A 26,326-nucleotide genomic window follows, 5' to 3' on the forward strand; every position below is an offset into this window, starting at 1 on the left:
ATATCTGATGATGAACTATAATGCATGGCGTGCCATTCGCTCGCGTATCTTTTCTGCTTTGATACGCACTTTTTGAAATAGTCTTTGCTCTTGCTTCAGTGTGATACGCAAAGACTGGTGTGCGAAATAATTCTTGAGAAACCACAAATAATCGTTCTTTGTCAAACCAATATTCAGTGATGAGAAGTATAAGCCAACCAGGTCTTTGTTCCTCCATCGTAGAGGAACTTTGTGGCGAATTTGTGCACGGTGAAGGTCGATTACAGAGATTTTCAGTGTATCATTAGTCAGATGATAAGGTTGATGGAGCAAAAAGTGGCAGATATAACAGTCCCGATGGTTAATGCCTCCAGCATGCATCTTTCTCACCATCTCCGCAATTCGTTGTATAAGGCACCGATTTTCTTTTAACGATGGGGGAGTATCCAGCCAATTAGCACAATAGTCCTCTAGGCTAATAGTTGGTTTTAAATCTTCAGTGATAATGAATGACTTGCGCTGTAGCGGATTAAGGCCTCGCTGACCAAAACCCGCCCCCGTCATGGTATCTACCCCAAGGTCTCGTAGTCGGTGAATGGCAATCCACTCGCGATCTGCGCCCAGTACCGGTAGACGTAGTGCTATCAAGTTCTTCAGTACTTCTTTAAGCGTCGTCCCTCGATGAATTTTAATAAACCAAGAGCGGTCAGCAAACGTAAACCTCAGTGTTCTTCGGCTTTCCAGTGCGCGAAAAACATCCCCCCCTAGCTTGGTGACCTCTTCAAACGGATCCCGTCCTTGCCATGCAGTGGCGAATGGTTCATGTAATTCGATAATACTTTTCATATATATCTGACCTTATCCTGAAATCAGTGTCGCGACTTTCTCTGGCATGCTGTAAAGATCTTCTGTATCTACGAAATACCGTGCATTTTCTGACCACTGTTTCAGAATAGCGGGTTGTTCTAAGGCGTTGTGTAATACAGAGTTCAGGCGTTCCTGATCGTATGGAGAAGGAAGCACGTATCCTGCATTCGCTTTATTGATGTAGAACGAATAGCCACAAATATCGGTCGCAATAACCGGTAATCCCGCGGTAATTGCTTCAAGCAGTACGATGCCCGCTGCTTCCTGATGTGCCGGATGTATTAAAAGGTCTGCTGCGGCCATAAATTCAGGAATATCATTACGGCCTTGGTAAAAACGTACGTTTTGGCCGATGCCCAATTGGTTTGCTAATGCTTGGTATCGCTCAGGTTTATCCTGACCTACAACCAGAAATATCAGATTTTGCCTCAAAGTTACCGGTAGTTTAGCAACAGCTCGAATACTACGTTCTACACCCTTAAGCTTGTAATTTGAGGCTACTTGCAGTAAGACTACTGCCTGTTCATCTATTTTTTGTATATTTCTGAACGTTTGCCGAATATTTGATGGCTGCCGATTGTACTTTCTATCAATCGAAATACCTGGCGTTAAAATAATAAATCGTTCATCTTGTGTTCTGTAATGTTTCTTGAAGTCAGCAATCTGTTGTTGCGTCAGCATTAACAACCTTGTGGGGCTATCAGAACTAAACACCGCTTTTTCGAAGGCAATATAATGTTTGCAGCGGGGTGTCAGCCGATAAAAGAACCCTTTTTGCTGTTCAACTTTCTCTGCATAGCACACATCAGCAGCATAGTAATAATCTAATCCAGGCATTTTGTTGAACCCGATTACCCGGTCCACAGGGTGTTGCTGGAGATGATGCTGCACCCAAGTGCTGTAACATTGGTGCCGGGTGTGATTGCTCAGCCCCAATTGGGGTACATAAATGATTTCCAGTGTATCTGGCTGCTCACCTTGCCATGACAGTACATAAACACGAACGTGATGCCCCTTTTTTATACAGGCCTGGGCAATATTGAGGAAGTCTCTCTGAAGCCCTCCAAATGGAAAATATTTGTACAGACAAAAAGCAATGTTCATCTGACACCTCTTATCTCTCTTTTATCCTCTGTAGAAGTGAGATTTTCTGATTGGGACAGAAGAGTCTTTGTTGCCTGAATGACATCCTGAACGGGAATGTAGGAAAGATATTTAAATGTCCTATCGAGGTGGTGTCTTTCTGGAATTGGCTGATAGTCTCCGGCCCAAATAACGATATGGTTATTCGACCAAGGGTACCATTGACGATGATCAGTTGCTCCAAACAGGCACACAGTTGGCGTTTCAAGTGCTGCCGCCATGTGCATCGGTGCAGAGTCAACGCCGATATAAAGCACGGCTTTGTCGATGAGTGCCGCCAGTTCGAGAAAATGTGTTTTACCCGCCAGCGACATATTTGGCTTGTGTGCACACAGGGCATGAATGTCGTTCACTGTTGCCAAATCTTCTGCACCAGGGCCACAGGTAAGGACGACCTCTAACCCTTGCTGTTTCAGATGATCAATAACTTGAGCAAATTTATCGTTATCCCAGCATTTAAAATACTGTCTGGCGGTCGGTTGAATGACCACATAAGGTGTTTCCTGTAACTCAGGCGCGAGGGCGAAAACGCGTTGAGCGTCCTCTTGGCCATAGTGCAGTGACAGCGGCCGTGTCCTGTCTTCCTCAGGTACACCCAACGGGGCGAGCAGAGAGAAATTCTGCTCAACAATATGCTGCCCCTTTGGCTCCAGACAGTGTGTGAAACAGGCGCGCCATAACGACTGTCTGGCCCCTCCGCGTTGGATGGAGAGACTGTAAGGGCAGTTTAACGATTTAATCAGCAGCGCTATTGGCCATTGATCGGCCAGATTTACAATCAGGTCATAGCGGTTGCGTTTGAGTTGATTGCGCAGAGTAAGAAAACCGCTAATTTTCTCCATCGAGCCAGCGGTTTTTCTTTTCAAACCGTATAACCGGTGGATATCCGGATGCTTAGAAAGGATAGGGATGGTGTCCTCGTAGAGCAGCACATCAATAGCTGCGCCGGGATAACGCGCTTTTAGCGTGCTGATCAGCGGCGTAGTCAGCAGCATATCCCCGTGAAAACGCAGCTTTACAATCAAGATCCGGTTATAGGTAAGGGTTTTGAGACTCACTCGCTTTCCTTAAATCAGGGCACTCAGACCAGAAAATGACCACGCTACCGCCCCTGGCTTACCAGCTCTGCATATCATCATCCGGGTTGTTACCAGGCCGTGTTTATAAAGAAAATACACACACTGCCATTTTATGCCGCCATGGTACTAAAAGGCTTGGTTCACTCACAGCGCTAATTACGATTATACCCGTCATAGTTCAAGTTGCATGTGTGTTGGGCTTGTGGGACATCGCATGTTGCGGTGAGTTCCATTTTCCCGTCAGCGTCATGCCAAGGCAGAAAGTGACCAGCCACGCCATTAACATATCCCGTGCAAAGAAAATAACATCACTCAAGCCAAACATAAGTAAGGCAAATAACAGTGCAATGGAGAAGTGGCTACGCAACACAAAAATCGAAAAATAAGAGAGCGCGACATAAAACAAAACAATCAGCAGTGCACCGGGCCAGCCTTTCAGCGAAAAAGCTTCAATAACTTCGTTATGGAGGTGCACGTTCAGGTAACTTACGGCACCCGTCATAGCGGGAGTGTGCTGTGCAAGGGTCGTAATCTCTTGCGCACGCTGCTCGGCAGATTGCCCGAACGGCGCAGTAAGCCCAGCGTCCATGCCGGATTGCACCATGGCAAACCGTGCGCCTACCGAGGTTTTACTGTTGTTCTGGCTGTAGCTACGCATGTCGTTGATCAAATCATTGGCGCGTTTATTGATCGTGTCGTGGAACAGCGCAATGCAGAGCGTTAGCGTCACGATTGAACCCAGGACACCCTTAAGCAGCTTGCGTTTATTGTGACGCACTTCTGATAACAGAATCATCGCCCCCACCAGGGGATAAACGAAAATGGCTGCCCGCGTCTGAGTCAGCATGATCGCACTGGTCACCAGCAAGAAATGGATCAAATAGAGATAATATTTGTAGCGTAAATTGAGCGTCAGTAATGCCTGCGCACCCAAGGCACCGATAAACGTCATAAAATAGGCCGCGCTGGTTGCAGGACCGAAGATCAGGCTCACACGGTGCATATCGTGAAAAAGTGACTGATATAGCGCATAAGCCAGCGTCATTGCGCAGATCGCTAATGAGCCAAATCGCACGACGGGCTAGTTTTCACGTGACAGGCGGCACGCCGCTAGCAGAATAAACGCATCGAGAATCGCCCCATGCCCGGCTGTGCGATAGGCGGAGTAGACATCGGTGAAAACCGTATCAGGTTGATAGTAAATAGAAAACCAGACAAGGTTGAGACAGCCTGTCAGCAACAGCAATAGGGGCAATACCAACAGGCGTTTGGCTGCGAGAATCTGTTTCGCATGCATGACCACATACAGTGCGGCAGACACCCCGGTCAAATAAAACAGCCATCCGGCTATTACGGTGCTAAACGGCATGACGGCAAGGGTCAGCAGGCACCCCGGAAACAGCGTATTTGTGGTTACAGAAGTGCTTACGGCGGGGTATTTTGCCCAGCTGTATCTTAATTCATTCAACATATCATTGGGTCACGTAGTAAAATCCCCATTATCCCTACAGTCAGGGAGGCACGAGGGTAGCCTCCGGCGCAAGCGTCTAACGAAGAGAGCCTTAAGCCGATGTATGCAGGGGAGTCGCGTCGAGTGACTGTAAGTCTACCAGTTCTGACAGCTTTTGCCGGACGGCGTCGGCGGAGACGGCACTCATGTGATGACTTTCAGATTGTTCTACCACCTGGTTCAGGCCATAACCGCCAATAAACCCAGGGTCGGTAGGGCCATAGAGCGTAATGTTAGGGCGATCTAACGCCGCAGTCAGGTGGCTCAGGCCGGTATCAACGGAAACAACCGCCTGGGCCCCCGCCAGTACAGCGGCCATCTGCTGTAAGCTCAGGCGCGGCAGCACCTCGACATGCGGAAAGTTAGCCGCAAGGCGCAGTGCCCGCTGATGTTCATGCTCCGCGCCCCACGGCAACTTAATGCGTAATCCTGATGATTGCAGGCTGGCGATCAGGTCACGCCAATGGGATTCCGGCCAATGCTTTTCATCACGGGTGGTGGCGTGCAGGAATACCAGATAGCGCCCTGCATCTTCTGGCGGCGTTGCCAAAAAATGCTGAGCGATACCGTAATCGCCTCGCTCGCTGGGCTTCCGATAGCTCAGGCTGGCCGCGAAAAGTGCGCGTATGCGTTCAACGGCGTGCTGTTGCCGTGCAATTCGATGCCGGTAGTTGTAGAAGATGCTGGCCAGCGGCTCACGTGCGCTGCTGCTGTCTAAACCGTGCTTTTTGCCGCGCGCGAGGCGCGTAACCAGTAGCGCACTTTTCAGCAGTCCCTGTGCGTCAATCACCGCGTCATATTGGCGTTCGCGCAGTTGCTGCTTAAAGAGCGCGCGTTCGCGCCGTGTTTCTGCGCTGAACCAGCTTTTACGCCAGCGGCGAATCGCCACCGGAATCACGCGGTCAACCGCGGCATGCCAGGTGGGGATCTGGGCGAATCCTTCTTCGACTACCCAATCAAATTGCAAATTGGAAATTACGCGCATGGCGTCTGTCAAGGCGGGGAGCGTGTGCAGGACATCACCCATGGAAGAGGTTTTAACGATCAGCACCCGCATTAGCGATGTTCCTGTGTCTGGAGGTAAGGCGCCAAGGCTTCCAATACGCGTTCAGGCTGGATATCAATCAGGCTTTGGTGATAGCCCTGCTCGCCATCCCCTTTGCGTACGCGATGATAGCCAGTAATCAAACGGATAACGTTGGCCTGATGTGACAGCGGTGGCGTGAAATCGGGGCTACTGGGGCCATAAAGTGCCACCAGCGGACGATTCAGTGCTGCCGCAACGTGCATTAAACCAGAGTCATTGCTGACTACGGCGTGGCAGGCGGCGATCAGCACGACCGCTTGATCCAGCGATGTTTTACCCGCCAGATTGGTGCAAAAGGCGCGCATGGCTTCCGGCAACGCATCGCGTATTGCTTCGCCTGCGTCGTTATCCTTGGCTGAGCCGAACAGTACAACGTGGTGATCGCGCTCAATCAGCGTTTGTGCCAGATTGGCATAGTGATAGTGCGGCCAACGCTTGGCCGGACCAAATTCAGCGCCAGGGCAGAAACCAATAAGTGAGCGCTCGCTTACTAAGTTGAAGGTGGGGAGCACGGCGTCAATTTCTGCCTGTGCAACCTGTAGTTGCGGCCACAGCAGCGGCTGCGGAAGATCTTCAGCCCGGTGTATCTGGCTGCGGGGATAGGCCAGTGCAACATAGCGCTGCACCATCAGGGGAAACGCCGCTTTGTCCAACACACGCAGATCGTTGAGCAGGCCATACCGCATTTCGCCGCTCCAACCAACCCGCTCAGGCACCTTGGCAAAGAAGGGCACCAACGCGGATTTAAACGAGTTCGGCAGCACATAGGCACGATCGTAACCTTGTTCTCGCAGTGATACACCTAAACGTCGGCGCTCACCTAACGCCAGCGCACCGTGCCCGAGTGGCATCGCCAGCGCTTGACGCACTTCCGGCATCCGGGCCAACAGCGGACGGCACCAGGCCGGAGCCATCACGTCAATCTGTGCATCGGGATGCTGTGCTTTTAGAGAACGATACAGGCTGTGGGACATCATCATGTCGCCCACCCACGACGGGCCGATCACCAGGATTTTCATACCGTTTATCTTTTCTGTTCTGTTTCTTGGCGGCCAGAGGAACGCCATCGAAGGATGCAATCCGGCATGCACTGCTTACCGGGTGCGTGCGGCAACAGGGGTCTCTGTGGCCGCACGTTGACATGACGTTTACGCGGAGCGGTTCAGCCAGGTCAGATAGTCGCTGACACCTTCGGCAACCGTTTTAAATGGCTTGTCATAACCTGCCGCGCGCAGTTTGCTCAGATCCGCCTGCGTGAAGGCTTGGTAACGGCCTTTCAGTTTTTCCGGGAAGGGGATGTATTCCACCTGGACCTTCTTGTGGAAATCCAGCACGGCATCGGCCACGGCCTGGAATGATTCGGCACGACCTGTTCCGCAGTTGAAAATACCGGAAACGCCGTGTTGCCAGAACCACAGGTTCACCGCAGCAACATCACCAACATAAATGAAATCACGTTGGAAATTTTCGCTGCCAGCGAACAGCTTCGGATTTTCGCCTTGGTTGATCTGATTATTCAGATGAAACGCGACGCTTGCCATGCTGCCTTTGTGACCTTCACGCGGGCCGTAGACGTTAAAGTAGCGGAAACCGCAAATCTGCGAGTCTGCCTGCGGCAGGATATCGCGTACGTACTGGTCGAACAGGAATTTGGAATAGCCGTAAACGTTCAGCGGCTGCTCGTATTGACGTTCTTCGATAAAGTCGCTGGTACGCCCGCCGTAAGTGGCTGCGGAAGAGGCATACAGGAACGGGATGCTACGCTCCAGACAGTAGTGCAGCACTTCTTTAGAGTACTGATAGTTGTTGTCCATCATGTACTTGCCGTCCCACTCTGTCGTGGAAGAGCACGCGCCTTCATGGAAGATGGCATCGATATCGCCCAGATCGTCACCCGCAACGATACTGGCGATGAAGTCTTCCTTGTCCATGTAGTCGGTAATGTCCAGATCGACCAGATTGACAAACTTGGTGCCGTCTTTCAGGTTATCCACCACCAAAATGTCTCGATAACCGATGCTATTCAATGACTTAACAATATTTCTGCCGATAAAACCGGCTCCGCCTGTGACGATAATCATGGGAGTAACCCTCGTAAATCTCGCGAGTGAAGCACCACGCTCCACGCTCCACACTGTTTATGACTGCTATCATAACATTTCGTTGCATCACAGACAGTACACCATTTTGTGCTGCCGCAAGGTTTTCCCTGGCAGGCATAACTGCATGCCATGACCGCGCTGGCATTTTTCAGATTCTGTGGCGTTATCTGTCACCGTGATAAACAGGATTGATTAAGCCGAATACGGGCTTACACAAAGGAGTGACATCATGCCTGCATCGTTTTATCAGCGTCTGTTTGCGCAGCTCATGGCGGCGCGAGCCGACGGCCTGTTTAAAGAAGAAAGGATTATCACCACCGTGCAACGTGCGGATATCGAGGTGGCCGACGGCGGCCCCTTGCTGAATTTCTGTGCCAATAACTATTTGGGATTGGCTGACAACCCGACCCTGATTGCCGCCGCGAAAGCGGGATTGGACAGCCATGGCTTTGGTATGGCGTCGGTCCGTTTTATTTGCGGAACGCAAGATATCCATAAGACGCTGGAGAACAAGCTGGCGGATTTTCTCGGTATGGAAGATGCCATCATTTCCGATGCGCTGAATCATGCTTCGATCATTGATGGTGTGCGCTTGTGTAAAGCGCGTCGCTATCGCTATGACAACAACGATATGCAGCAACTGGAAGCACAGTTGCAAAAGGCAAAAGCCGAAGGCGCGCGCACGCTGATGGTGGCGAAAGACGGTGTCTTTTCGATGGATGGCGTGATTGCCAACCTGAAAGGCATTTGCGATTTGGCGGAGCGCTATGGCGCACTGGTGATGGTGGATGATTCGCACGCGGTAGGGTTTATCGGCAAGCAGGGGCGTGGTTCCCACGAATACTGCGATGTGATGGGGCGCGTCGATATTTTGACGGGAACGCTGGGCAAAGCGCTGGGTGGCGCGTCTGGCGGTTATGTCGCCGCGCGCAAACCGGTGATTGACTGGCTACGCCAACGCTCTCGCCCGTACCTGTTTTCCAACTCTCTGGCGCCCTCTATTGTCGCGGCTTCCATTGCCGTGCTGGATTTGCTGGCACAAGGTGATGCACTGTGTCAACGCCTGTGGGAAAACGCCGCGCTGTTTCGCCAGCGCATGACGGCCGCCGGATTTACGCTGGTAGGTGCCGATCACGCCATCATCCCGGTGATGCTGGGCGATGCGCGTTTGGCACAGGATTTTGCGTTGGCCATGCAGCGAGAAGGCGTGTACGTCACCGGCTTCTTCTATCCCGTGGTGCCGCAGGGGCAAGCCCGCATTCGCACTCAGATGTCTGCCGAGCACACCACCGAGCAGATTGAGCATGCCGTGGCGGCCTTTATCCGGGTTGGGAAACGTTTGGGCGTCGTCAGCTAACGGAGGGAACGCATGAAAGCACTAGCCAAACTGAAGTCGGAACTCGGCATCTGGATGATGGATGCACCGTTGCCGGAAGTGGGCCATAACGACATCATGATCAAGATTCGCAAAACGGCGATCTGCGGCACCGACGTGCATATTTACAACTGGGATAGCTGGTCATAGAGAACCATTCCCGTGCCGATGGTTGTCGGGCACGAATATGTGGGCGAAATCGTTGCTATTGGCCAGGAGGTCAGTGGTTTTTTTATTGGCGATCGCGTTGCGGGAGAGGGGCATATCACCTGTGGTTTTTGCCGTAATTGCCGCGTCGGGCGACGTCACCTTTGTCATAACACCATTGGCGTTGGCGTTAATCGTCCCGGTGCCTTCGCGGAGTATCTGGTGATCCCGGCGTTTAACGCTTTTCCTATTCCCGACGGAATTTCTGACGATCTGGCTGCCATTTTTGATCCCTTTGGCAATGCCGTACATACTGCGCTGTCATTCGATATGGTTGGCGAAGATGTGTTGATTGCGGGAGCAGGGCCGATAGGCATCATGGCGGCGGCGGTGTGCCGCCACGTTGGGGCTCGCCATGTGGTGATTACCGACGTCAATGAATATCGGCTGGAACTGGCGCGTAAAATGGGCGTCACGCGTGCGGTGAATGTGGCGCAAGAGACGCTGGCGGATGTCATGTTGTCGCTGGGTATGCGTGAAGGGTTTGGCGTGGGCCTGGAAATGTCCGGCGCGCCGGCGGCGATGCACGCACTGCTGCATGCAATGAATCACGGCGGGTGGGTCGCGCTGCTTGGAATACCGCCGGAACCGATGATGATTGATTGGAATGAAGTGATTTTCAAGGGGCTGACGATCAAAGGAATCTACGGACGAGAGATGTTCGAAACCTGGTAAAAAATGGCCTCGCTGATTCAGTCTGGCCTCGATTTAACGCCGATCATCACTCACCACTTCCCAATAGATGACTTCCAGCAGGGCTTTGACGTGATGCGCTCTAGGCAATCGGGCAAAGTGATTTTGCACTGGGATTGACCACGCTGTTGCGCCCCGGAGCCTCCGGGGCGCGTTTGTGCGCTTACTTTTGCCCGGATGATGCTACCCAGGTGCGCCAACGCTGCTCAATATAATGCACCGGCGCGCTGTCACGCAGGCTTTCCCCGATAAGTTTAAAGAAGACCTTGTTACCTACCGGCGGCAATGGCTGTTTGATGACACACAGCTGTGGCTTACGGAACGGTTTACGTGCGGGTTGCACTGGACGAGGTTCATAAGGCAGTGTCTGGTAGTGAACCGGTTCATTCAACAACTGACTGGGACGCACCAAAACGATATCGGCATCCAGCGAGGGTAGCATCTGTTGCAGCACTTTGATGGTGGCAGGATGAGGATGACCAATGGCGATGGCGGAACCGGTACGGCGCGGTTGAACTGGGTGCGGATATCAGTCTCATTTTGGGTATCGTCCAAAAAGACTTTACGCTTGATCACTTTAACGTGTGTGCCCGCCGCTGCCGGAATGGATTGGCTGCTGCCGATGGTCATGCTATCGAGAAAGTAGAGCTGGTAGGCGTTGAGCGCGTGCATTACCTTCTGCATGCTCGGCAGGCTGGAGGTCATGGCGCTGCCCATATGGTTATTTAACCCGACCGCGTAGGGGACGTTGTTTACCGCCTGACGGATGATGCGCTCGATCTCTTCACTGCTCATCTCCGGGCGCTGCGTGTCTTTTTCGAGGGGTTGTTTTCCCATCGGAGCCATTGGCAGGTGGATTAATATCTCTCGCCCTTGCTGGTGAGCTTTCAGTGCCATCTCGCGGGCGTAAGGCGCGTTCGGCAACACTGCAATGGAGATGGCGGTCGGCATCTCCAGTATCTGGTTTTCATTGTGGGGCCGATAGCCGAAGTCATCAATCACGATCGACAGCTTTCCCGCCGTCGCCCATGAACAAGATGCCAATAACACGGTAAAGAGCAGAGGACGGCGTACTTTTCGTAACATCGGTATCAGCAAAATGATTTCCCTGTTATTTCCCTAACCAAGGCTGTGGATTGACCGCCTGACCTTGGCGGCGAATTTCAAAATAGAGCGCAGGCTGACTTTGGCCGCCGCTGGTACCCACCAGTGCGATGGGTTGTCCGGCTTTTACCTGCGCGCCAACGGACACCAGGGCGCTCTGATTATAGCCATACAGGCTCATGTCTCCCTTACCGTGTTGCAGCACCACGACAAGTCCATACCCTTGCAGCCAATCGGCCATCAGCACCGTGCCGTCGGCGATGGCTTTGACGTCTGTGCCTTCTGGTGCAGCAATCACCATGCCTTTCCAGCGCAATTCGCCCTGTAACGGTTCGCCAAAACGGTGTTCGACGCGTCCTCTGACCGGCCAGAGCGCCTGGCCTGCGGATTGGCCCAATCCGCCAGTACGTGCCATAAGTGAGCGCTCACTTTCTGATGGCTGATAACGGGTGCCACTCCGCTTGGCCTGCTCTTCACGCTCACGAACCTTGGCAGCCTCGCGCGCTTCGCGTTCGGCGCGGGCAATCTGATCGCGCAGCCGTGCTTCATTCTGGCGTAGCTCTGTCAGTTGCTGTTGATCTTTTTCCAGCGAACTTTCCAGTGCTGACAGGGTTTGCTTACGCTCTCCACGCGCCTGCTCCAACGCCTTTTGCTGCGCTTGCTGTTCGGCGAGCAAGGTTTTTTGTGCGGCTTGCTTTTGTTCTACCTGCCGCTTCTGCACCGTGAGTTCAGTGCGCGTCTGTTGCAGTGCGGTGATATTTTTTTGGCGTGCTTCATTCAGGTAGCCAAAGTAGGCCAGAATGCGTTCACTGCGTTGGCTCTCTTCGCCACTGAGAATCAGCTGTAAGCCATTGTGTTGGCCCTGACGAAAGGCGGCATCCAGTTGGCGTGCCAGCAACGCTTCCTGCTGTATTCTTTGACTTTCAAGTTTGGTGATGGAGGCAGCCAGCCCTTTCAGCTCTTCGCTCAGCGTGGCGAGCGTTCCCGTGGTGTCGCGCAGTTGGCGACTGGCGCGGGCGATGGACTGTTCTTGCTGTTGTAACTGGTTAAGCAGGGTACCGCGCTGTTGTTTCTGCTCTTGAACGCGTTTTTCCTTCTCCGCGATATCCTGTTGCAGCGTCTTGAGCCGTTGCTGATTATCGGCACCGAACCCGATCGTCGGCCACACGAAAGCACCAACGCAAACCGCGCTGATACAGATAGCGAGCAGCGCATGCAACGGCGATTTGCCTGAGCCTGAATCAGACGTGGAACCTTGAACAGGCACACTGCATGGCGCGCGGGGCGAGATCAGTGACGCTTTCTTATTCATAAGGTGGGATTATTTCACGATGGGCGGCCCCTGACCAGCCACCTGACCGCGCTTTTCTCTCTCCAGTCGTGACAGAACATGTCGCGAGGGCGCTCATCACGGGCAAGGTTTACACAGGATGCACTGCATCAAGCATAGATAAAAAGGGCGTATTACGCATAAAATGGCAGAACCGTAAGCGGCGGTCGCTACGATTTTTCTGATTCATGCCACAGATAGAGTTACAGTTTAGCGGCTTACTGGTTGTTACAGGCTGTAATTGCTCTACCGCATAGGTATACTCAGAAACCTTGATTTTTGTTGATTAACTGATTCGGGAGCTGTTACCCCCCATGCAAGAGATTATGTCGTTCGTAAGCAGGCATCCCATTATGAGTATCGCCTGGGTTGCACTGTTGGTTGCCGTTATCGTCATGACCGTGAAGAGTAAGCTTTCCAAAGTGAAAGAAATCGCACGTGGCGAAGCCATTCAACTGCTCAATAAAGAAGAAGCGGTTATTGTTGATTTGCGCAACCGTGATGATTTCCGTCGTGGCCACATTGCCAACGCTATTAACCTGCTGCCTAACGACATCAAGAACGGTAGCCTGGGCGAGTTGGGGAAACACAAAACGCGTCCTGTGATTGTCGTTTGTGTAAACGGTATCAGCTCACGTGAATCTGCCGACAACTTGCTGAAGGCCGGGTTTGAGCGTGTGTTTGTTCTTAAAGATGGTCTGTCAGGCTGGAGCGGTGAAAACCTTCCGCTGGTGCAGGGCAAATAAGCGCACGATGGCGCAAGCCGAATGTCTTTAAAGCATGCCGTCAAGGTATGCTAGGTTGTAAGTAGGCGCAGGCTCCCTGCGCGCATTGTTCGATTTTAAATGCACACATTAGCGTCCGCAGCCACACCATGAATGCGGCGCATTAAATACGTTAACATTAAAGGTATTAGCCAACATGTCCGAACAAAACTCCGCCGAAATGACTTTTCAGATTCAACGCATTTACACCAAGGATGTCTCTTTTGAAGCACCCAATGCTCCGCAGGTGTTTCAACAGGATTGGCAACCGGAAGTCAAACTGGATCTGGATACGGCGTCCAGCCAACTGGCGGAAGACGTGTACGAAGTTGTGCTGCGCGTAACGGTAACCTCTACGCTGGGCGAAAATACTGCATTCCTGTGTGAAGTTCAGCAGGCGGGCATTTTCACCGTCGGCGGCCTGGAAGGCACACAGCTGGCCCATTGCCTGGGCGCTTACTGCCCGAATATTCTGTTCCCGTATGCGCGTGAATGTGTGACCAGCATGGTGACACGTGGCACATTCCCGCAGTTGAACCTGGCGCCGGTGAACTTCGATGCGCTGTTCATGAACTATCTGCAACAGCAAACGGAAGGGCAGTCCGCAGAAGGTGAAAACGGCGCGCCGCGCCTGGATGCCTGATGAGCACATCTAATGCTTCCATGACAGTGCTGGGTGCCGGTTCATACGGCACCGCTCTGGCGATTACGCTGGCCCGCAATGGCCATTCCGTGGTGCTGTGGGGACACGATCCTGCGCACATACAGACGTTGCAGGCAGCCCGGAGCAATCAGGCCTTCCTGCCGGATGTCCCTTTCCCTGATACGCTGCACCTTGAGGCTTCCCTCGCGCAGGCGTTGGCGGCAAGTCGCAATATTCTGGTGGTGGTGCCTAGCCATGTGTTTTGTGATGTGCTGCGTCAGATAAAACCGTTGCTGCGCGCTGATGCGCGGCTGGTGTGGGCGACAAAAGGGCTGGAGGCGGAAACCGGGCGTTTGTTGCAGGATGTGGCACGGGAAGCATTAGGTGATGACATCCCTTTGGCCGTGATTTCTGGCCCTACGTTTGCAAAAGAACTCGCCGCGGGATTACCTACTGCTATTGCGTTGGCTGCGACGGATAAAACGTTTTCCGACGATCTGCAAACCTTGCTGCACTGCAGCAAGAGTTTTCGTGTCTACAGCAACCCCGATCTTATCGGCGTGCAGCTTGGCGGTGCGGTAAAAAACGTGATCGCCATTGGTGCCGGTATGTCCGATGGTATCGGTTTCGGCGCCAATGCGCGCACGGCGCTGATCACGCGCGGGCTGGCGGAAATGACGCGGCTTGGCGTAGCACTCGGGGCCGATCCTGCGACCTTTATGGGGATGGCGGGGCTGGGCGATCTGGTGTTGACCTGTACCGATAATCAATCCCGCAACCGCCGCTTTGGCATGATGTTGGGTCAGGGGCTGGATGTACAAAGCGCTCAGGACAAGATTGGTCAGGTGGTGGAAGGTTATCGCAACACCAAAGAGGTGCTGGCGCTGGCGCAGAGTCATGGTGTAGAAATGCCCATCAGTGAACAACTGTGGCAGGTTTTATACTGTGGCAAGGCAGCGCGTGAAGCGGCGCTCACTCTGCTTGGCAGAACGCGGAAAGACGAAAGCGACCGCGAATAACACAGCGTTATATCTGGCAGGCCAGCGGCAACGTTGGTCTTCTGGCGTTTTTTGGCTTTTATATCGTATTCTGGTGGCTACGCTATGCTTTGGCAACGATGGCTGGTCAACCTGACGGACGATAACAATAAATGCAACGTGCAAGCGCATCGCAATGAACGATGTGGCAGCGGAGTGAAGGCAATGTCGACTGATGAGTTGGAATTGGTATGGGCAAATATCAAAGCAGAAGGCCGCTCGTTGGCTGATTGCGAACCGATGTTGGCCAGTTTTTTTCATGCCACATTGCTAAAACATGAGAACCTGGGCAGCGCATTGAGCTATATGCTGGCCAACAAGCTGGCAAATTCCATCATGCCCGCGATCGCCATTCGTGAAGTGGTCGAAGAGGCCTATCGTGCCGATCCGCAGATGATTCTGTCGGCTGCGTGCGACATTCGCGCGGTGTGTCAGCGCGACCCCGCCGTGGATAAATACTCCACGCCGCTGCTTTATCTGAAAGGATTTCATGCGCTTCAGGCGTATCGTATCGGTCACTGGCTCTGGTATCAGGGGCGTAAAGCGCTTGCCATTTATTTTCAGAACCAGATATCGGTCTCGTTTGGCGTCGATATTCATCCGGCTGCGACCATCGGCTGTGGGATCATGCTCGATCACGCCACCGGGATTGTGATCGGCGAAACCGCGGTGGTGGAGAATGACGTTTCGATCCTGCAATCTGTCACGCTGGGCGGGACGGGGAAAACCAGCGGCGATCGTCATCCGAAGATCCGTGAAGGGGTAATGATCGGGGCAGGCGCCAAGATCCTCGGCAATATTGAAGTCGGGCGCGGCGCAAAAATTGGCGCGGGCTCTGTGGTGCTGCAACCGGTTCCGGCACATACCACGGCGGCGGGTGTCCCGGCGCGCATTGTGGGGCGCCCGGAAAGCGACAAGCCAGCCATGGACATGGATCAGTACTTCAACGGGATCAATCGTGGCTTTGAATACGGCGATGGGATTTGAGTTTTTCCTATCGCAAGCCGTTTTTCAAATGATTTTCCCTATTTATACCGCATACTATCCGAATATTCAGCTGAGTTAGGATATTTTCTTATAAGAAATGTCTTAAATGTTACGATAAAGCCGACAATTACACGCAATCTATAGCGTGAATCCCTCATAATACCCCTTTGGACAGGCTTTTTGCGGTAGCCTGTTTTCCCTAAACCGGACTTTCCCTGTCATGTGATGGTTCAGGTTTCGCAACAATATTGATGATTTACGAGAAGCAAAGATGTATCTGAGACGTGTGATTTTTATCATTTTCCCTTTTCTGTTCTCACTTCCTGCCCTTGCTGCCCCAACGGTTCCCCCTGTGGAAATGTCGAAGGAGGTTGCGCAGGACAATGGACATGGCAGTTGGTGGCAAAAGGCGAAGTTCAATCTGTCAGAAACCTGGTCGAACTCGTCAAGTCAGGAACTCTATATTCCGGCTATCACCTGGCATAACCGCTGGACCTACGACAAAGAGAAAACAGATAAGTACAATGAGCGCCCTTGGGGAGCGGGTTATGGCGTGTCGCGTCTGGATGCCGATGGCGATTGGCACGGTTTGTACCTGATGGCGTTCAAGGACTCCTTTAACAAATGGGAGCCTATCGGCGGTTATGGTTTTGAGAAACTCTGGACGCCCACCACTAACCCAGATTTTCAATTGGGGGCAGGCTTTACCGCTGGCGTTACCATGCGTGACAACTGGCACTATATCCCTATCCCGGTGCTGTTGCCGCTGGTCTCAGTGAACTATCAGCGCCTCTCATTTCAGGCACCTATAACAACGGCAACGTCTTTTTTGCCTGGTTGCGCTGGCAAATCTGATTGTTCGTATATCAGCCTAATGTAAACTGCATTGGTCGAGGTTTATGCAGCCAATGCGGTACAATGGCCCCTTATTGTTTTTACTAGGGTGTCAGCGTGTTATTACTGGTCATTACCACTATTCTGTGGGCGTTTTCCTTCAGCCTGATTGGCGAATATCTGACAGGTCAGGTAGATAGCTGGTTTTCTGCCATGTTTCGTTTGGTGCTGGCCGCCGTGGTTTTTCTGCCGTTCCTGTGCTGGCGAGGCTATTGCGCCAAAGTACTGGGATTGTATCTGCTGGTAGGTGTAATCCAACTGGGCGTGATGTACCTGCTGCTATTCCGCAGCTATCTCTATCTTGATGTTCCGACCCTGCTGCTATTTTCGGTGATGACGCCGCTTTACGTCACATTGATTTACGATGTGATCAGCGGGCGGCGCTTGCGCTGGGGTTATGTTTTTAGCGCGTTGCTGGCGGTATTGGGTGCTGTAGTCATTCACTATCATGGCGTCAGCGCGCATTTCTGGCATGGTTTTCTTCTGATTCAAGCCGCTAATATTTGCTTTGCCGCTGGGCAAGTGGGTTATAAGCGCCTGATGGAACTGCACCCAATGCCACAGCACAGCGCGTTTTCCTGGTTTTATCTTGGGGCGGCTCTGGTGACGCTGGTGGCGTGGGGCTTATTTGGCAATTTCGCCAGGTTACCGACAGCACCAATCCAGTGGGGCGTATTGGTCTTTCTGGGGGCGATTGTCTCTGGACTGGGCTATTTCATGTGGAACTACGGTGCCACCAGGGTGGATGCCGGCACGTTGAGTATCATGAACAATTTTCACGTCCCTGCCGGGCTGCTGGTCAACTTCCTCTTCTGGCAGAAAACGCCCGACTGGGGGCGTTTTGCCTTGGGGTCGCTGATTATCCTTGCGGCCTTGTGGGTACACCAGCACTGGGTCGTGCAGCATCCCGCACGAACGGCAGATGTGAACACGCGTGCTGGCGGGTAGAACGAATAAAGGCTTCAAGTACCGGTTGGCGCTGCTCTCCGTCCCGCACCGCAGCGTATAGCCGGCTCCACAGACCCTCGCCCAGCGTTTTGGTGACCACCAATCCCTGACGCTCAAAACTTTCCACCACCCAGTGCGGCAACGCGGCAATGCCCATACGTGCTGCCACCATCTGGATCAGCAACAAGGTGTTATCCACACTTTTTAGCGTCGGGCTGACGCCTGCCGGTTGCAGGAAATGACGCCAGATGTCCAGTCGTTGGGGCTGAACCGGATAGATCATCAGGATCTCGTTGGCGAGATCGTCCGGTGAGATGGTCTCTTTGCTCGCTAATGCATGGTCGGGTGCCAGTACCAATCTCACTTCAAAATCAAACATCGGTGAGTAGTGCAACCCACTGCGCGGCAAAATGTCCGATGTCATCACCAAATCCAGTTCACCTTGTTGCAGGGCCGGTTGAGGATCAAAGGTGACTCCGGATTTGAAATCCATGTTCACCTGTGGCCACTGACTATGGAAATGTTCCAACGCGGGTGTCAGCCACTGAATACAGCTATGGCATTCAATCGTCAGACGCAGCGTGGTCTGGTGCGGCTCGTTGCACGCCTGCAACGCCTGCTGAATCTGAGGTAACACCTGATCGGCCAATTGCAGCAGGATCTCCCCCTGAGGGGTAAAGCGCAGCGGTTGGCTCTTACGCACAAACAGCCGAAAACCCAGACGCTGCTCCAGCTCGCTGAACTGGTGGGAAAGCCGCCGATTGCGTCTGGTGAAGCTGCGCTGCCGCTGCTGCCAGCGAGCCTGTGCTGAGCAGCGCTTGCAGTGTCCGTAAGTGTTTCAGTTCGATTATGAGAGTCCTTCACAATGACAGTGAATAATTTGCGCTTGTGCATTATACAGTACCTGTTGATTATGGATGTGTAAACATCTGGACGGCTAAATGAGGATCAACGATGGCAATTTTAAATCACACACTGGGTTTTCCGCGCGTCGGACCGCGCCGTGAACTGAAAAAAGCGCAAGAAGGCTATTGGGCAGGCAACCTTACCCAGGCGGAACCGCTGGAAGTGGGTAAATCGCTGCGGGCACGTCACTGGCAACAGCAGAAAGATGCTGGTGTTGACCTGCTGCCGGTGGGTGATTTTGCCTGGTACGATCACGTGCTGACCAGCTACTGGGTAACGTGCCTGCACGTCACCAAAATGCAGATGGCAAGGTTGATATCGACACGCTGTTCCGCATTGGTCGTGGCCGCGCACCGACCGGTGAGCCGGCGGCGGCCGCAGAGATGACCAAATAGTGTAACACCAACTACCACTACATGGTGCCTGAATTTACCCAGGGGCAGCGTTTTTCCCTGACCTGGACGTAACTGTTGGATGAAGTGGACGAAGCGCTGGCGCTGGGCCACAAGGTCAAACCCGTGCTGTTAGGCCCGGTGACCTACCTGTGGCTGGGTAAAGTGAAGGGAGAGGCGTTCGATCGCCTCTCCCTGCTGAAAGACATTCTGCCGGTGTATCAGCAAGTGCTGGCAGAGCTGGCGAAGCGCGGTATCGAGTGGGTACAGATTGATGAACCTGCACTGGTGCTGGAACTGCCGCAAGAGTGGTTGAATGCCTTTAAACCGGCCTACGATGCGTTGCAGGGATCGGTCAAACTGCTGCTGACCACCTATTTTGACAGCATCGGTCATAATCTGGACACCATTCGCGCGCTGCCAGTACAAGGGCTGCATGTGGATCTGGTGCACGGCAAGGATGATGCCGCTGCACTGCTGGCGCAACTGCCTGCTGATTGGCTGGTATCATTAGGTGTGATCAACGGCCGTAACGTGTGGCGTGCGGATCTAAGCACCTGGTTTGAACGCCTGCAACCGCTAGTGGGGCAACGTCAACTGTGGATCGGTTCTTCGTGTTCTCTGCTGCACAGCCCGATCGATCTCAGCGTTGAAACTCGTCTGGATGACGAAGTCAAAAGTTGGTTCGCCTTTGCGTTGCAGAAATGTGCTGAACTGTCGCTGCTGACTGCGGCACTGAACAACGGCGATGGTGCCGCACTGGCGGAATACAGCGCACCGATTCGTGCGCGCAGCACTTCAACGCTCGTTAACAATGAGGCGGTGACTCAGCGTTTGGCGGCGATTACCGCGCAGGACAGCCAGCGTCAACACGCCTATCCGGTGCGCGCCGAGGCACAGCGTGCTCGTTTCAATCTGCCCGCCTGGCCGACCACTACCATTGGTTCGTTCCCGCAAACCACGGAAATTCGTGGCCTGCGTCTGGACTTTAAGCAAGGCCGCCTTGATGGCAACAACTACCGCACTGGCATCGCTGAACATATCAAACAGGCGATTGTTGAGCAGGAACGTTTGGGTCTGGATGTGCTGGTGCACGGTGAAGCAGAACGTAACGACATGGTGGAGTACTTTGGTGAGCAACTGGATGGCTTTATCTTCACCCAAAACGGCTGGGTGCAGAGCTATGGTTCACGCTGCGTTAAGCCTCCGGTGATCATCGGTGATATCAGATCACGGTTGAGTGGGCCAAATATGCCCAATCACTGACCGATAAGCCGGTAAAAGGTATGTTGACCGGGCCGGTAACCATTCTGTGCTGGTCGTTCCCGCGCGAAGACGTCAGCCGGGAAACCATCGCCAAGCAGATTGCGCTGGCACTGCGTGAGGAAGTGGCTGATTTGGAAAGTGCTGGTATTGGCATCATCCAGATTGATGAACCGGCACTGCGTGAAGGGCTGCCGCTGCACCGTTCTGACTGGCAGGCTTATCTGGAATGGGGCGTGGAAGCGTTCCGTCTTAATGCGGCGGTTGTGCGGGATGACACCCAGATTCACACTCACATGTGTTACTGCGAATTCAGCGATATCATGGACTCCATTGCTGCACTGGATGCTGACGTGATCACCATTGAAACCTCGCGTTCAGACATGGAACTGCTGGAATCGTTCGAAGAGTTCGAGTATCCGAATGAAATCGGGCCGGGTGTGTACGATATCCACTCACCGAACGTACCGAGCGTTGAATGGATTGAAGCACTGTTGCGTAAAGCGGCACAGCGTATTCCCGCTGAGTGCTTGTGGGTGAACCCGGACTGTGGCCTGAAGACGCATGGCTGGCCGGAAACGCGTCAGTCACTGGCCAACATGGTGGAAGCGGCGCAGCGCTTACGCGAAACCGAAGCGTAACCTCAATCGTTCGTTATAAAACGCAGGGAGCTTCTCCCTGCGTTTTTTTATGTATTTATTTCACGCCATACTGCGCGAACCACGCCAGCATACGCTGCCAGGCCATCTTGAGCCGATTCTTGATGATAGCTGGGGCGATAATCCGCATGGAATGCATGTCCTGCCTCGGGATAAACCACAATCTTTGCCGTGGCGTTGGTGGCACGTAGCGCCTGTCGCATCAGTTCGACCTGATAGAGGGGAATACTGCCATCTTCTGCACCGTATAATCCGAGTACCGGTGCACTGAGGTCGGCGGCGACATCAACCGGGTGTTTCGGCGTGGTCAGGGTTTTGTTACCAGAGAATTTTCCGTACCAGGCAACGGCGGCTTTCAACTGTGGATTGTGCGCTGCATACAGCCAGCTGATTCGTCCTCCCCAACAGAAGCCTGTAATCCCTATCTTGTTGGCATCGCCCCCCTGTCGCACTGCCCAGTTGGTGGCGCGATCGAGATCCAACAACACCTGCGCATTCCGGAACCTTACTGACCAATTCGCTGAGCAGCGAAGGAATGTCATCGTACTGATGCGGATCGCCCTGACGGAAATAAAGTTCTGGCGCAATGGCAAGATAACCCTGTTTGGCCAGCCGACGACAGACATCCTGAATATGCTGATGCACGCCAAAAATTTCCTGAACCACCAGAATGATGGGGTAAGGCCCGTCACCCGAAGCCGGTTTGGCGAGATAAGCGGGAAGCTGCTCGCCTTGGGATGGAATGGTGGTTTCACCCGCGATAATCCCTTGAGTGTCTGTGAGGATGGTTGACGCGGCATGAGGCGTCACGGCACGAGTCATTGCTCGATCGGTGTGTCGGAGTTCCAGCGGTTCGGCCACTTTCATGGTGGTTTTTCTCCTCTTGAGCATAAAAGGGATTATTGGTGTGACAACGCGCAATTTATAAGTGTATACCACTGTATTGATTTCTTTTGGTAGTGAGATGTATCACTACAGTTATTGCCATGATGCAGTAGGATAATAACGGTAATATTTTGCCCACGATGAGGAGACGAGTATGTCTGAATCTGATGTGTTCCATGGGGTTAACCAAACAGGATCTGCAAGGAGCGACGTTAGCCATTGTGCCCGGCGATCCGGCGCGGGTCGAAAAAATTGCGTGGGAGATGGATAACCCCGTGTTTCTGGCGGTGCATCGTGAATTTACCACCTGGCGTGCTACGCTTGCGGGGCAACCTGTGGTGATTTGCTCGACGGGTATTGGTGGCCCTTCGACCTCGATTGCCGTGGAAGAGCTGGCGCAATTGGGCGTCAGAACCTTCCTGCGCGTGGGTACCACAGGGGCGATTCAGCCGGATATGAATGTGGGTGACGTGTTGGTCACTACAGCGGCCGTGCGTCTGGACGGTGCCAGCCTGCACTTTGCACCGTTGGAGTACCTGGCAGTGGCAGATTTTTCCTGTACCGCCGCGCTGGTGGACGCCGCAAAAGCCTCTGGTTTCCCGCTGCATATTGGCGTAACGGCCTCTTCGGATACCTTTTATCCGGGGCAAGAGCGCTACGATACCTACTCCGGACGCGTCGTGCGGCGTTTTCGAGGCTCGATGCAAGAGTGGCAAAGCATGGGCGTATTGAATTATGAAATGGAGTCGGCCACGCTGCTCACCATGTGTTCCAGCCAGGGATTACGGGCGGGTATGGTCGCAGGCGTGATCGTCAACCGCACCCAGCAGGAAACGCCGGATGTCGCGACCATGAAGCTGGCCGAAACCGCTGCCGTCAAGGTGGTGCTGGATGCAGCGCGTCGGTTATTGAGTGCCTAAGTCTTCCGCCACGAATTGCAAGGATATGTATGACAAAAACAGCACCAAGCTATCCCTCTTTGCTGGCATTAGAGGGTGGCATCAATTTTCGTAATTTAGGTGGGTTGCGTACTGCGGATGGCCAACGTATTCGCCCGCGCAAACTGTTCCGCGCAGGCTCGTTGGATCGACTGAGTGCCGCCGACTGTGAGCATCTGGCCGGTGTTCTGGTCTCTCATGTGGTTGACTACCGCGATCCGGATGAAGTGACGGCTAAGCCCGATATCCTGTGGGAAGGCGCAAATTATCACACCTGTCCTGCCAATCCGATCCGCCATGAGGTAACAGCCAGTCTGGAGTCGTTGGGGTCGGAGCAGCTCTCTGCCTTTGATTCGCAGGCATTTATGCTGGAACTCTATCGGCGTTTGCCGTTCAACAATCCGGCTTATCGCCAACTGGTTGCTCTGTTGCTGAGGCCGGAAGAGGGGGCGTTGGTACAGCACTGTGCCGTTGGCAAATATCGCACTGGTATCGGCTCCGCCCTGGTGTTGTTTGCGCTCGGGGCCGATGAGCAGACGGTGATGGAAGACTATCTGGTCACGGACATCACGCTCGCGCCTTTCCGCAAGCAGCTGCTGGCATCGCTGGCAGATACGCTGAATGAGAAAGCGTTGTCGCAATTCTCCTTTGTGCTCTCGGTTCAGGAAGCGTTTCTGGAGACGGCACTGCGTGCAATCAAAGAACGGTACGGGTCGATAAATCGCTGGCTGGCGACGGACTACGGGCTGGATGATGACGCGCGCTACCAGCTACAGCGTAAATATCTGGCTGAATAACGCGGTAAAACGAAGAAGATATCCCTCCTCAGAGTGAGGCGGGAAGATAAGGTTGTCGCGATTAGCCGGTGTTGTGCATACCGGCCGCCACTTCCGGGCTGGGGTTCTCATGCTCACGCGAACGGTGTAACAGCTCGGCTTGCAGTACGTTCAACGGGTCGGTGTAAACGTTACGCAGTGCGATAGACTCAGCAATCCACGGCAAGTCAGCCATCAGATGGTCATCGTTGGAAATTCGCAGCACCACGTTGATATCCGCCGCCAACTGATCGCGCAACTCTTTCCCTACGGCCACAGTTTCTCGTCTACCAGGCGCTGATCGTAGTATTCCGCCAGCCACAGATCCGCTTTGGCGAATACCATTTCCAGCATCCCGATACGCGTGGAGAAGAACGGCCAGTCGCGGCACGTGGTTTCCAACGCTTTCTGCTGACCGTTTTCCACGATTTTTTGCAACGCAGCACCCGCGCCCAACCAGGCAGGCAGCATTAAGCGGTTCTGCGTCCAGGCAAAAATCCACGGAATGGCGCGCAGGCTTTCTACGCCACCGTTAGGACGGCGTTTGGCCGGGCGTGAGCCGAGCGGCAATTTGCCCAGCTCCAGTTCCGGCGTTGCTGCGCGGAAGTAGGGCACAAAGTCCGGGTTTTCATGCACATAGCCACGATACATATCGCAAGACACGCGGGAAAGCTCTTCCATGATGTCGTGCCATTCCGGTTTCGGTTCTGGCGGCGGCAGGTTGGCCTCGAGGATAGCACCGGTATAGAGCGACAAACTGCTGATGGTCACTTCTGGCAGGCCGAATTTGAAGCGGATCATTTCGCCTTGTTCGGTCACGCGCAGGCCGCCTTTCAGGCTGCCCGGCGGTTGCGAGAGCAAGGCTGCATGGGCTGGAGCGCCGCCGCGTCCGTGGAACAACGTCAAGGCGATCCCTGCTTTTTCGCAGGTTTTGATCAGCGCGTCCTGCGCACGGTATTGTGCCCAGGAGGCCGCCATCACGCCCGCATCTTTGGCGGAGTCGGAATAGCCGATCATCACCATCTGCTTGCCCTGGATAAAGCCGCGATACCAGTCGATACCCAGCAGCTGCTTCATCACATCGTCAGCGTTGTTCAGGTTATCCAGCGTTTCAAACAGCGGGGCGACCGGCAAAGCGAAGGGGCAGCCCGCTTCTTTTAACAGCAGGTGCACGGCCAGCACGTCGGACGGTGTGCGTGCCATGGAGATCACATAGGCGGCGATAGAGCCCTGCGGCGCTTCCGCGATCACCTGGCAGGTATCCAGCACACTTCCTTGGTTTCTGCACTCGGTTCCCACTGACGGGGCGGTAGAGGCCGCTTGGAACTCAATTCTCGGATCAGGAACGCCTGCTTGTCGGATTCAGACCAGCTTTCATAGTCGCCCAACCCGAGGTAACGGGTGATTTCCGCCAGCGCTTCGGTGTGACGAGTGCTTTCCTGACGTGCATCGATGCGTACCAACGGCACGCCGAAACAGCGCACGCGGCGCAGAGTATCGAGCAGTTGGCCGTCGGCGATAATGCCCATGCCGCAGGCGTGAAGAGATTGGTAGCAAGCATGCGGTGGTTCCCACAGCTGTTCGTTACTTTCCAGCAGATCGTGTGGGCGTAGCGTGCGCTCGCCTTTCAGCCGGCCCCCAAGATAAGCCAACGTCGCGTTAAGCTGTGCACGCAGGGATTTCATAATAACGCGGTAGGGTTCCTGAACCTCTTCCCCTTCTGCGATACCGGCACGCTGACGCAGTTCCGGTGTACATTCCGACATGGAGAGCTCGGACACCAGCACCTGAATATCGCGTAAAAACAGGTCTGCGGCTTTCCAACGGCTAAGCAGCAGGACGTGACGGGTGATTTTAGCGGTCACGTTCGGGTTGCCGTCGCGGTCGCCGCCCATCCAGGAGGTAAAGCGAACAGGTACGGAATCCACCGGCAGGCGGAAACCAAAGGATTTTTCTAATTGCTCATCCAGCTCGCGCAAGAAGGCCAGCACCCCTTCCCACAGGCTGTTTTCCACCACGGCGGAGTCCCATTTGGCTTCATCTACTGGCGTCGGGCGGATCTTACGGATCTCATCCGTATGCCATGACTGGGCGATCAACTGGCGCAGACGGCGCATGATCTGGTTGCGCTCATAGTCTGCCAGATCGTTGTGATCGAGCTGCTTTAGGCAAGTATTTACTTCAACCAGCTTATGAATCAGCGTACGGCGAGTGATTTCTGTAGGGTGCGCGGTCAGCACCAGCTCAATGGAGAGAGTCTCCACGGCGTCACGAATATCGCGTTCACTTAAATGCGCTTGCGCTTTCAGACGATCGAACGCCTGCGATAAAATTTCCGGATTGCTGGCCGCTTCACCGTGTGGCGAAATAGAGTGATATTGCTCTGCGGTGTTGGTCAGGTTAAGAAACTGGCTGAAGGCGCGCGCTACCGGGAGCAACTCTTCATTGGACAGATTCTGCAGTGTGTTCAACAGCTCCTGACGATGCTTTTCATTGCCTGCTCGGGACGATTTTGACAGCTTACGGATTGTCTCGACCTTATCAAGAATACTCTCTCCTAACGCATCCTTGATGGTGTCACCAAGAAGTTTACCCAGCATGCTCACATTACTTCGCATCGCGGAATATTGTTCGTTCATATTTACCCTGACCCATCTCTATTTTTTGTAAGTTTGTTTCATAGAAAGACGCAAAACGCTACCTTCATCTAGCCACGCCC

The 26,326-nt window shown here is 53.6% G+C and carries 16 protein-coding genes and 8 pseudogenes; 11 read left to right on the top strand and 13 right to left on the bottom strand.

The genetic code is table 11. The features are described 5' to 3' along the window. Positions 1 to 15: 15 nt before the first annotated feature. The 8 genes from rfaP to rfaD all read right to left on the bottom strand — a co-directional run bounded on the left by rfaP (position 16) and on the right by rfaD (position 7,746). The gene (rfaP, locus tag ACMZI0_RS07335) at positions 16 to 816 is read right to left on the bottom strand and encodes a lipopolysaccharide core heptose(I) kinase RfaP (RefSeq protein WP_415672498.1); all 801 of its coding nucleotides are present in this window, start codon (positions 814 to 816) and stop codon (positions 16 to 18) included. Positions 817 to 837: 21 nt separating this feature from the next. Next, positions 838 to 1,950: a glycosyltransferase family 4 protein gene (locus ACMZI0_RS07340; protein ID WP_415672464.1), complete on the bottom strand. Its 1,113-nt coding sequence runs from the start codon at positions 1,948 to 1,950 to the stop codon at positions 838 to 840. Then, positions 1,947 to 3,047 carry a lipopolysaccharide core heptosyltransferase RfaQ gene (gene rfaQ / locus ACMZI0_RS07345; RefSeq protein ID WP_415672465.1) on the bottom strand — a complete coding sequence of 367 codons (1,101 nt, stop codon included), beginning with the start codon at positions 3,045 to 3,047 and terminating at the stop codon, positions 1,947 to 1,949. Before rfaQ ends, ACMZI0_RS07340 begins: the two co-directional genes overlap by 4 nt. A 199-nt stretch (positions 3,048 to 3,246) precedes the next feature. Beyond that, positions 3,247 to 4,113, bottom strand: coding sequence for an O-antigen ligase family protein (locus ACMZI0_RS07350; protein ID WP_415672466.1), 867 nt, complete (start codon positions 4,111 to 4,113; stop codon positions 3,247 to 3,249). A 36-nt stretch (positions 4,114 to 4,149) separates the two neighbouring features. Further along, positions 4,150 to 4,437 (bottom strand): hypothetical protein, encoded by a 288-nt coding sequence (locus ACMZI0_RS07355; RefSeq protein ID WP_415672467.1) that lies wholly within the window; start codon positions 4,435 to 4,437, stop codon positions 4,150 to 4,152. Between the two features lie 193 nt (positions 4,438 to 4,630). Continuing rightward, entirely contained in the window at positions 4,631 to 5,635 is a 1,005-nt protein-coding gene (gene rfaC, locus ACMZI0_RS07360) for a lipopolysaccharide heptosyltransferase RfaC (protein WP_415672468.1), read from the bottom strand. Beyond that, complete coding sequence (rfaF, locus tag ACMZI0_RS07365) at positions 5,635 to 6,684, bottom strand: ADP-heptose--LPS heptosyltransferase RfaF (protein WP_415672469.1); 1,050 nt, start codon at positions 6,682 to 6,684, stop codon at positions 5,635 to 5,637. Before rfaF ends, rfaC begins: the two co-directional genes overlap by 1 nt. 129 nt (positions 6,685 to 6,813) lie before the next feature. After that, the gene (gene rfaD / locus ACMZI0_RS07370) at positions 6,814 to 7,746 is read right to left on the bottom strand and encodes an ADP-glyceromanno-heptose 6-epimerase (RefSeq protein ID WP_415672470.1); all 933 of its coding nucleotides are present in this window, start codon (positions 7,744 to 7,746) and stop codon (positions 6,814 to 6,816) included. Between the two features lie 250 nt (positions 7,747 to 7,996). Here rfaD and ACMZI0_RS07375 point away from each other — a divergent pair, with 250 nt between their 5' ends. Together ACMZI0_RS07375 and tdh are read left to right on the top strand one after the other, a co-directional pair. Then, positions 7,997 to 9,124, top strand: coding sequence for a glycine C-acetyltransferase (locus ACMZI0_RS07375; RefSeq protein ID WP_415672471.1), 1,128 nt, complete (start codon positions 7,997 to 7,999; stop codon positions 9,122 to 9,124). Positions 9,125 to 9,136: 12 nt separating this feature from the next. Further along, positions 9,137 to 10,162 (top strand): annotated as a pseudogene (gene tdh, locus ACMZI0_RS07380) (L-threonine 3-dehydrogenase). 43 nt (positions 10,163 to 10,205) lie between these two features. Here the strand turns inward: tdh and ACMZI0_RS07385 are convergent. Beyond that, positions 10,206 to 11,128: pseudogene (locus ACMZI0_RS07385) on the bottom strand (divergent polysaccharide deacetylase family protein). A gap of 25 nt (positions 11,129 to 11,153) precedes the next feature. Next, entirely contained in the window at positions 11,154 to 12,458 is a 1,305-nt protein-coding gene (envC, locus tag ACMZI0_RS07390; protein WP_415672472.1) for a murein hydrolase activator EnvC, read from the bottom strand. Between the two features lie 332 nt (positions 12,459 to 12,790). Here envC and ACMZI0_RS07395 point away from each other — a divergent pair, with 332 nt between their 5' ends. The 6 genes and pseudogenes from ACMZI0_RS07395 to ACMZI0_RS07420 all read left to right on the top strand — a co-directional run bounded on the left by ACMZI0_RS07395 (position 12,791) and on the right by ACMZI0_RS07420 (position 17,749). Next, on the top strand, positions 12,791 to 13,222 hold the full coding sequence (locus ACMZI0_RS07395) for a rhodanese-like domain-containing protein (RefSeq protein WP_415672473.1): 432 nt from the start codon (positions 12,791 to 12,793) through the stop codon (positions 13,220 to 13,222). Positions 13,223 to 13,397: 175 nt separating this feature from the next. Next, entirely contained in the window at positions 13,398 to 13,883 is a 486-nt protein-coding gene (secB, locus tag ACMZI0_RS07400) for a protein-export chaperone SecB (protein WP_415672474.1), read from the top strand. Next, complete coding sequence (gene gpsA / locus ACMZI0_RS07405; protein ID WP_415672475.1) at positions 13,883 to 14,902, top strand: NAD(P)H-dependent glycerol-3-phosphate dehydrogenase; 1,020 nt, start codon at positions 13,883 to 13,885, stop codon at positions 14,900 to 14,902. Before secB ends, gpsA begins: the two co-directional genes overlap by 1 nt. Positions 14,903 to 15,085: 183 nt before the next feature. Further along, positions 15,086 to 15,907 carry a serine O-acetyltransferase gene (gene cysE / locus ACMZI0_RS07410; protein WP_264626276.1) on the top strand — a complete coding sequence of 274 codons (822 nt, stop codon included), beginning with the start codon at positions 15,086 to 15,088 and terminating at the stop codon, positions 15,905 to 15,907. 358 nt (positions 15,908 to 16,265) lie between these two features. Next, a pseudogene (pagP, locus tag ACMZI0_RS07415) lies at positions 16,266 to 16,762 on the top strand (lipid IV(A) palmitoyltransferase PagP). A gap of 96 nt (positions 16,763 to 16,858) precedes the next feature. Continuing rightward, positions 16,859 to 17,749, top strand: coding sequence for a carboxylate/amino acid/amine transporter (locus ACMZI0_RS07420; protein WP_415672476.1), 891 nt, complete (start codon positions 16,859 to 16,861; stop codon positions 17,747 to 17,749). Here ACMZI0_RS07420 and metR read toward each other — a convergent pair. Next, positions 17,661 to 18,600, bottom strand: a pseudogene (gene metR / locus ACMZI0_RS07425) (HTH-type transcriptional regulator MetR). The gene ACMZI0_RS07420 and the pseudogene metR sit on opposite strands and share 89 nt — an antisense overlap. A 103-nt stretch (positions 18,601 to 18,703) precedes the next feature. On the opposite strand from metR, the pseudogene metE reads away from it, so the two are divergent. Then, positions 18,704 to 20,951, top strand: a pseudogene (metE, locus tag ACMZI0_RS07430) (5-methyltetrahydropteroyltriglutamate--homocysteine S-methyltransferase). Positions 20,952 to 21,006: 55 nt separating this feature from the next. On the opposite strand, the pseudogene ACMZI0_RS07435 reads toward metE, so the two are convergent. After that, positions 21,007 to 21,791, bottom strand: a pseudogene (locus ACMZI0_RS07435) (dienelactone hydrolase family protein). 217 nt (positions 21,792 to 22,008) lie between these two features. Between ACMZI0_RS07435 and udp the strand changes: the two are divergent. Together udp and ACMZI0_RS07445 are read left to right on the top strand one after the other, a co-directional pair. Then, positions 22,009 to 22,774 (top strand): annotated as a pseudogene (udp, locus tag ACMZI0_RS07440) (uridine phosphorylase). Positions 22,775 to 22,803: 29 nt separating this feature from the next. Continuing rightward, positions 22,804 to 23,589, top strand: a complete 786-nt coding sequence (locus ACMZI0_RS07445) for a tyrosine-protein phosphatase (protein WP_415672477.1) — start codon at positions 22,804 to 22,806, stop codon at positions 23,587 to 23,589. 61 nt (positions 23,590 to 23,650) lie between these two features. Here ACMZI0_RS07445 and ppc read toward each other — a convergent pair. After that, a pseudogene (ppc, locus tag ACMZI0_RS07450) lies at positions 23,651 to 26,246 on the bottom strand (phosphoenolpyruvate carboxylase). Positions 26,247 to 26,326 lie beyond the last annotated feature (80 nt).

Origin of the sequence: Symbiopectobacterium sp. (genome assembly GCF_047692315.1) — a bacterium.
In the GTDB taxonomy this organism is placed as follows: Bacteria; Pseudomonadota; Gammaproteobacteria; order Enterobacterales; family Enterobacteriaceae; genus Symbiopectobacterium.

What these genes read in the sequence shown, in the direction of transcription:
- ACMZI0_RS07340 (WP_415672464.1), bottom strand. Translation starts at nt 1,950, where the DNA reads ATGAACATTGCTTTTTGTCTGTACAAATATTTTCCATTTGGAGGGCTT.
- ACMZI0_RS07350 (WP_415672466.1), bottom strand. Translation starts at nt 4,113, where the DNA reads ATGACGCTGGCTTATGCGCTATATCAGTCACTTTTTCACGATATGCAC.
- ACMZI0_RS07355 (WP_415672467.1), bottom strand. Translation starts at nt 4,437, where the DNA reads ATGCCGTTTAGCACCGTAATAGCCGGATGGCTGTTTTATTTGACCGGG.
- rfaC (WP_415672468.1), bottom strand. Translation starts at nt 5,635, where the DNA reads ATGCGGGTGCTGATCGTTAAAACCTCTTCCATGGGTGATGTCCTGCAC.
- rfaF (WP_415672469.1), bottom strand. Translation starts at nt 6,684, where the DNA reads ATGAAAATCCTGGTGATCGGCCCGTCGTGGGTGGGCGACATGATGATG.
- rfaD (WP_415672470.1), bottom strand. Translation starts at nt 7,746, where the DNA reads ATGATTATCGTCACAGGCGGAGCCGGTTTTATCGGCAGAAATATTGTT.
- ACMZI0_RS07375 (WP_415672471.1), top strand. Translation starts at nt 7,997, where the DNA reads ATGCCTGCATCGTTTTATCAGCGTCTGTTTGCGCAGCTCATGGCGGCG.
- envC (WP_415672472.1), bottom strand. Translation starts at nt 12,458, where the DNA reads ATGAATAAGAAAGCGTCACTGATCTCGCCCCGCGCGCCATGCAGTGTG.
- ACMZI0_RS07395 (WP_415672473.1), top strand. Translation starts at nt 12,791, where the DNA reads ATGCAAGAGATTATGTCGTTCGTAAGCAGGCATCCCATTATGAGTATC.
- secB (WP_415672474.1), top strand. Translation starts at nt 13,398, where the DNA reads ATGTCCGAACAAAACTCCGCCGAAATGACTTTTCAGATTCAACGCATT.
- gpsA (WP_415672475.1), top strand. Translation starts at nt 13,883, where the DNA reads ATGAGCACATCTAATGCTTCCATGACAGTGCTGGGTGCCGGTTCATAC.
- cysE (WP_264626276.1), top strand. Translation starts at nt 15,086, where the DNA reads ATGTCGACTGATGAGTTGGAATTGGTATGGGCAAATATCAAAGCAGAA.
- ACMZI0_RS07445 (WP_415672477.1), top strand. Translation starts at nt 22,804, where the DNA reads ATGACAAAAACAGCACCAAGCTATCCCTCTTTGCTGGCATTAGAGGGT.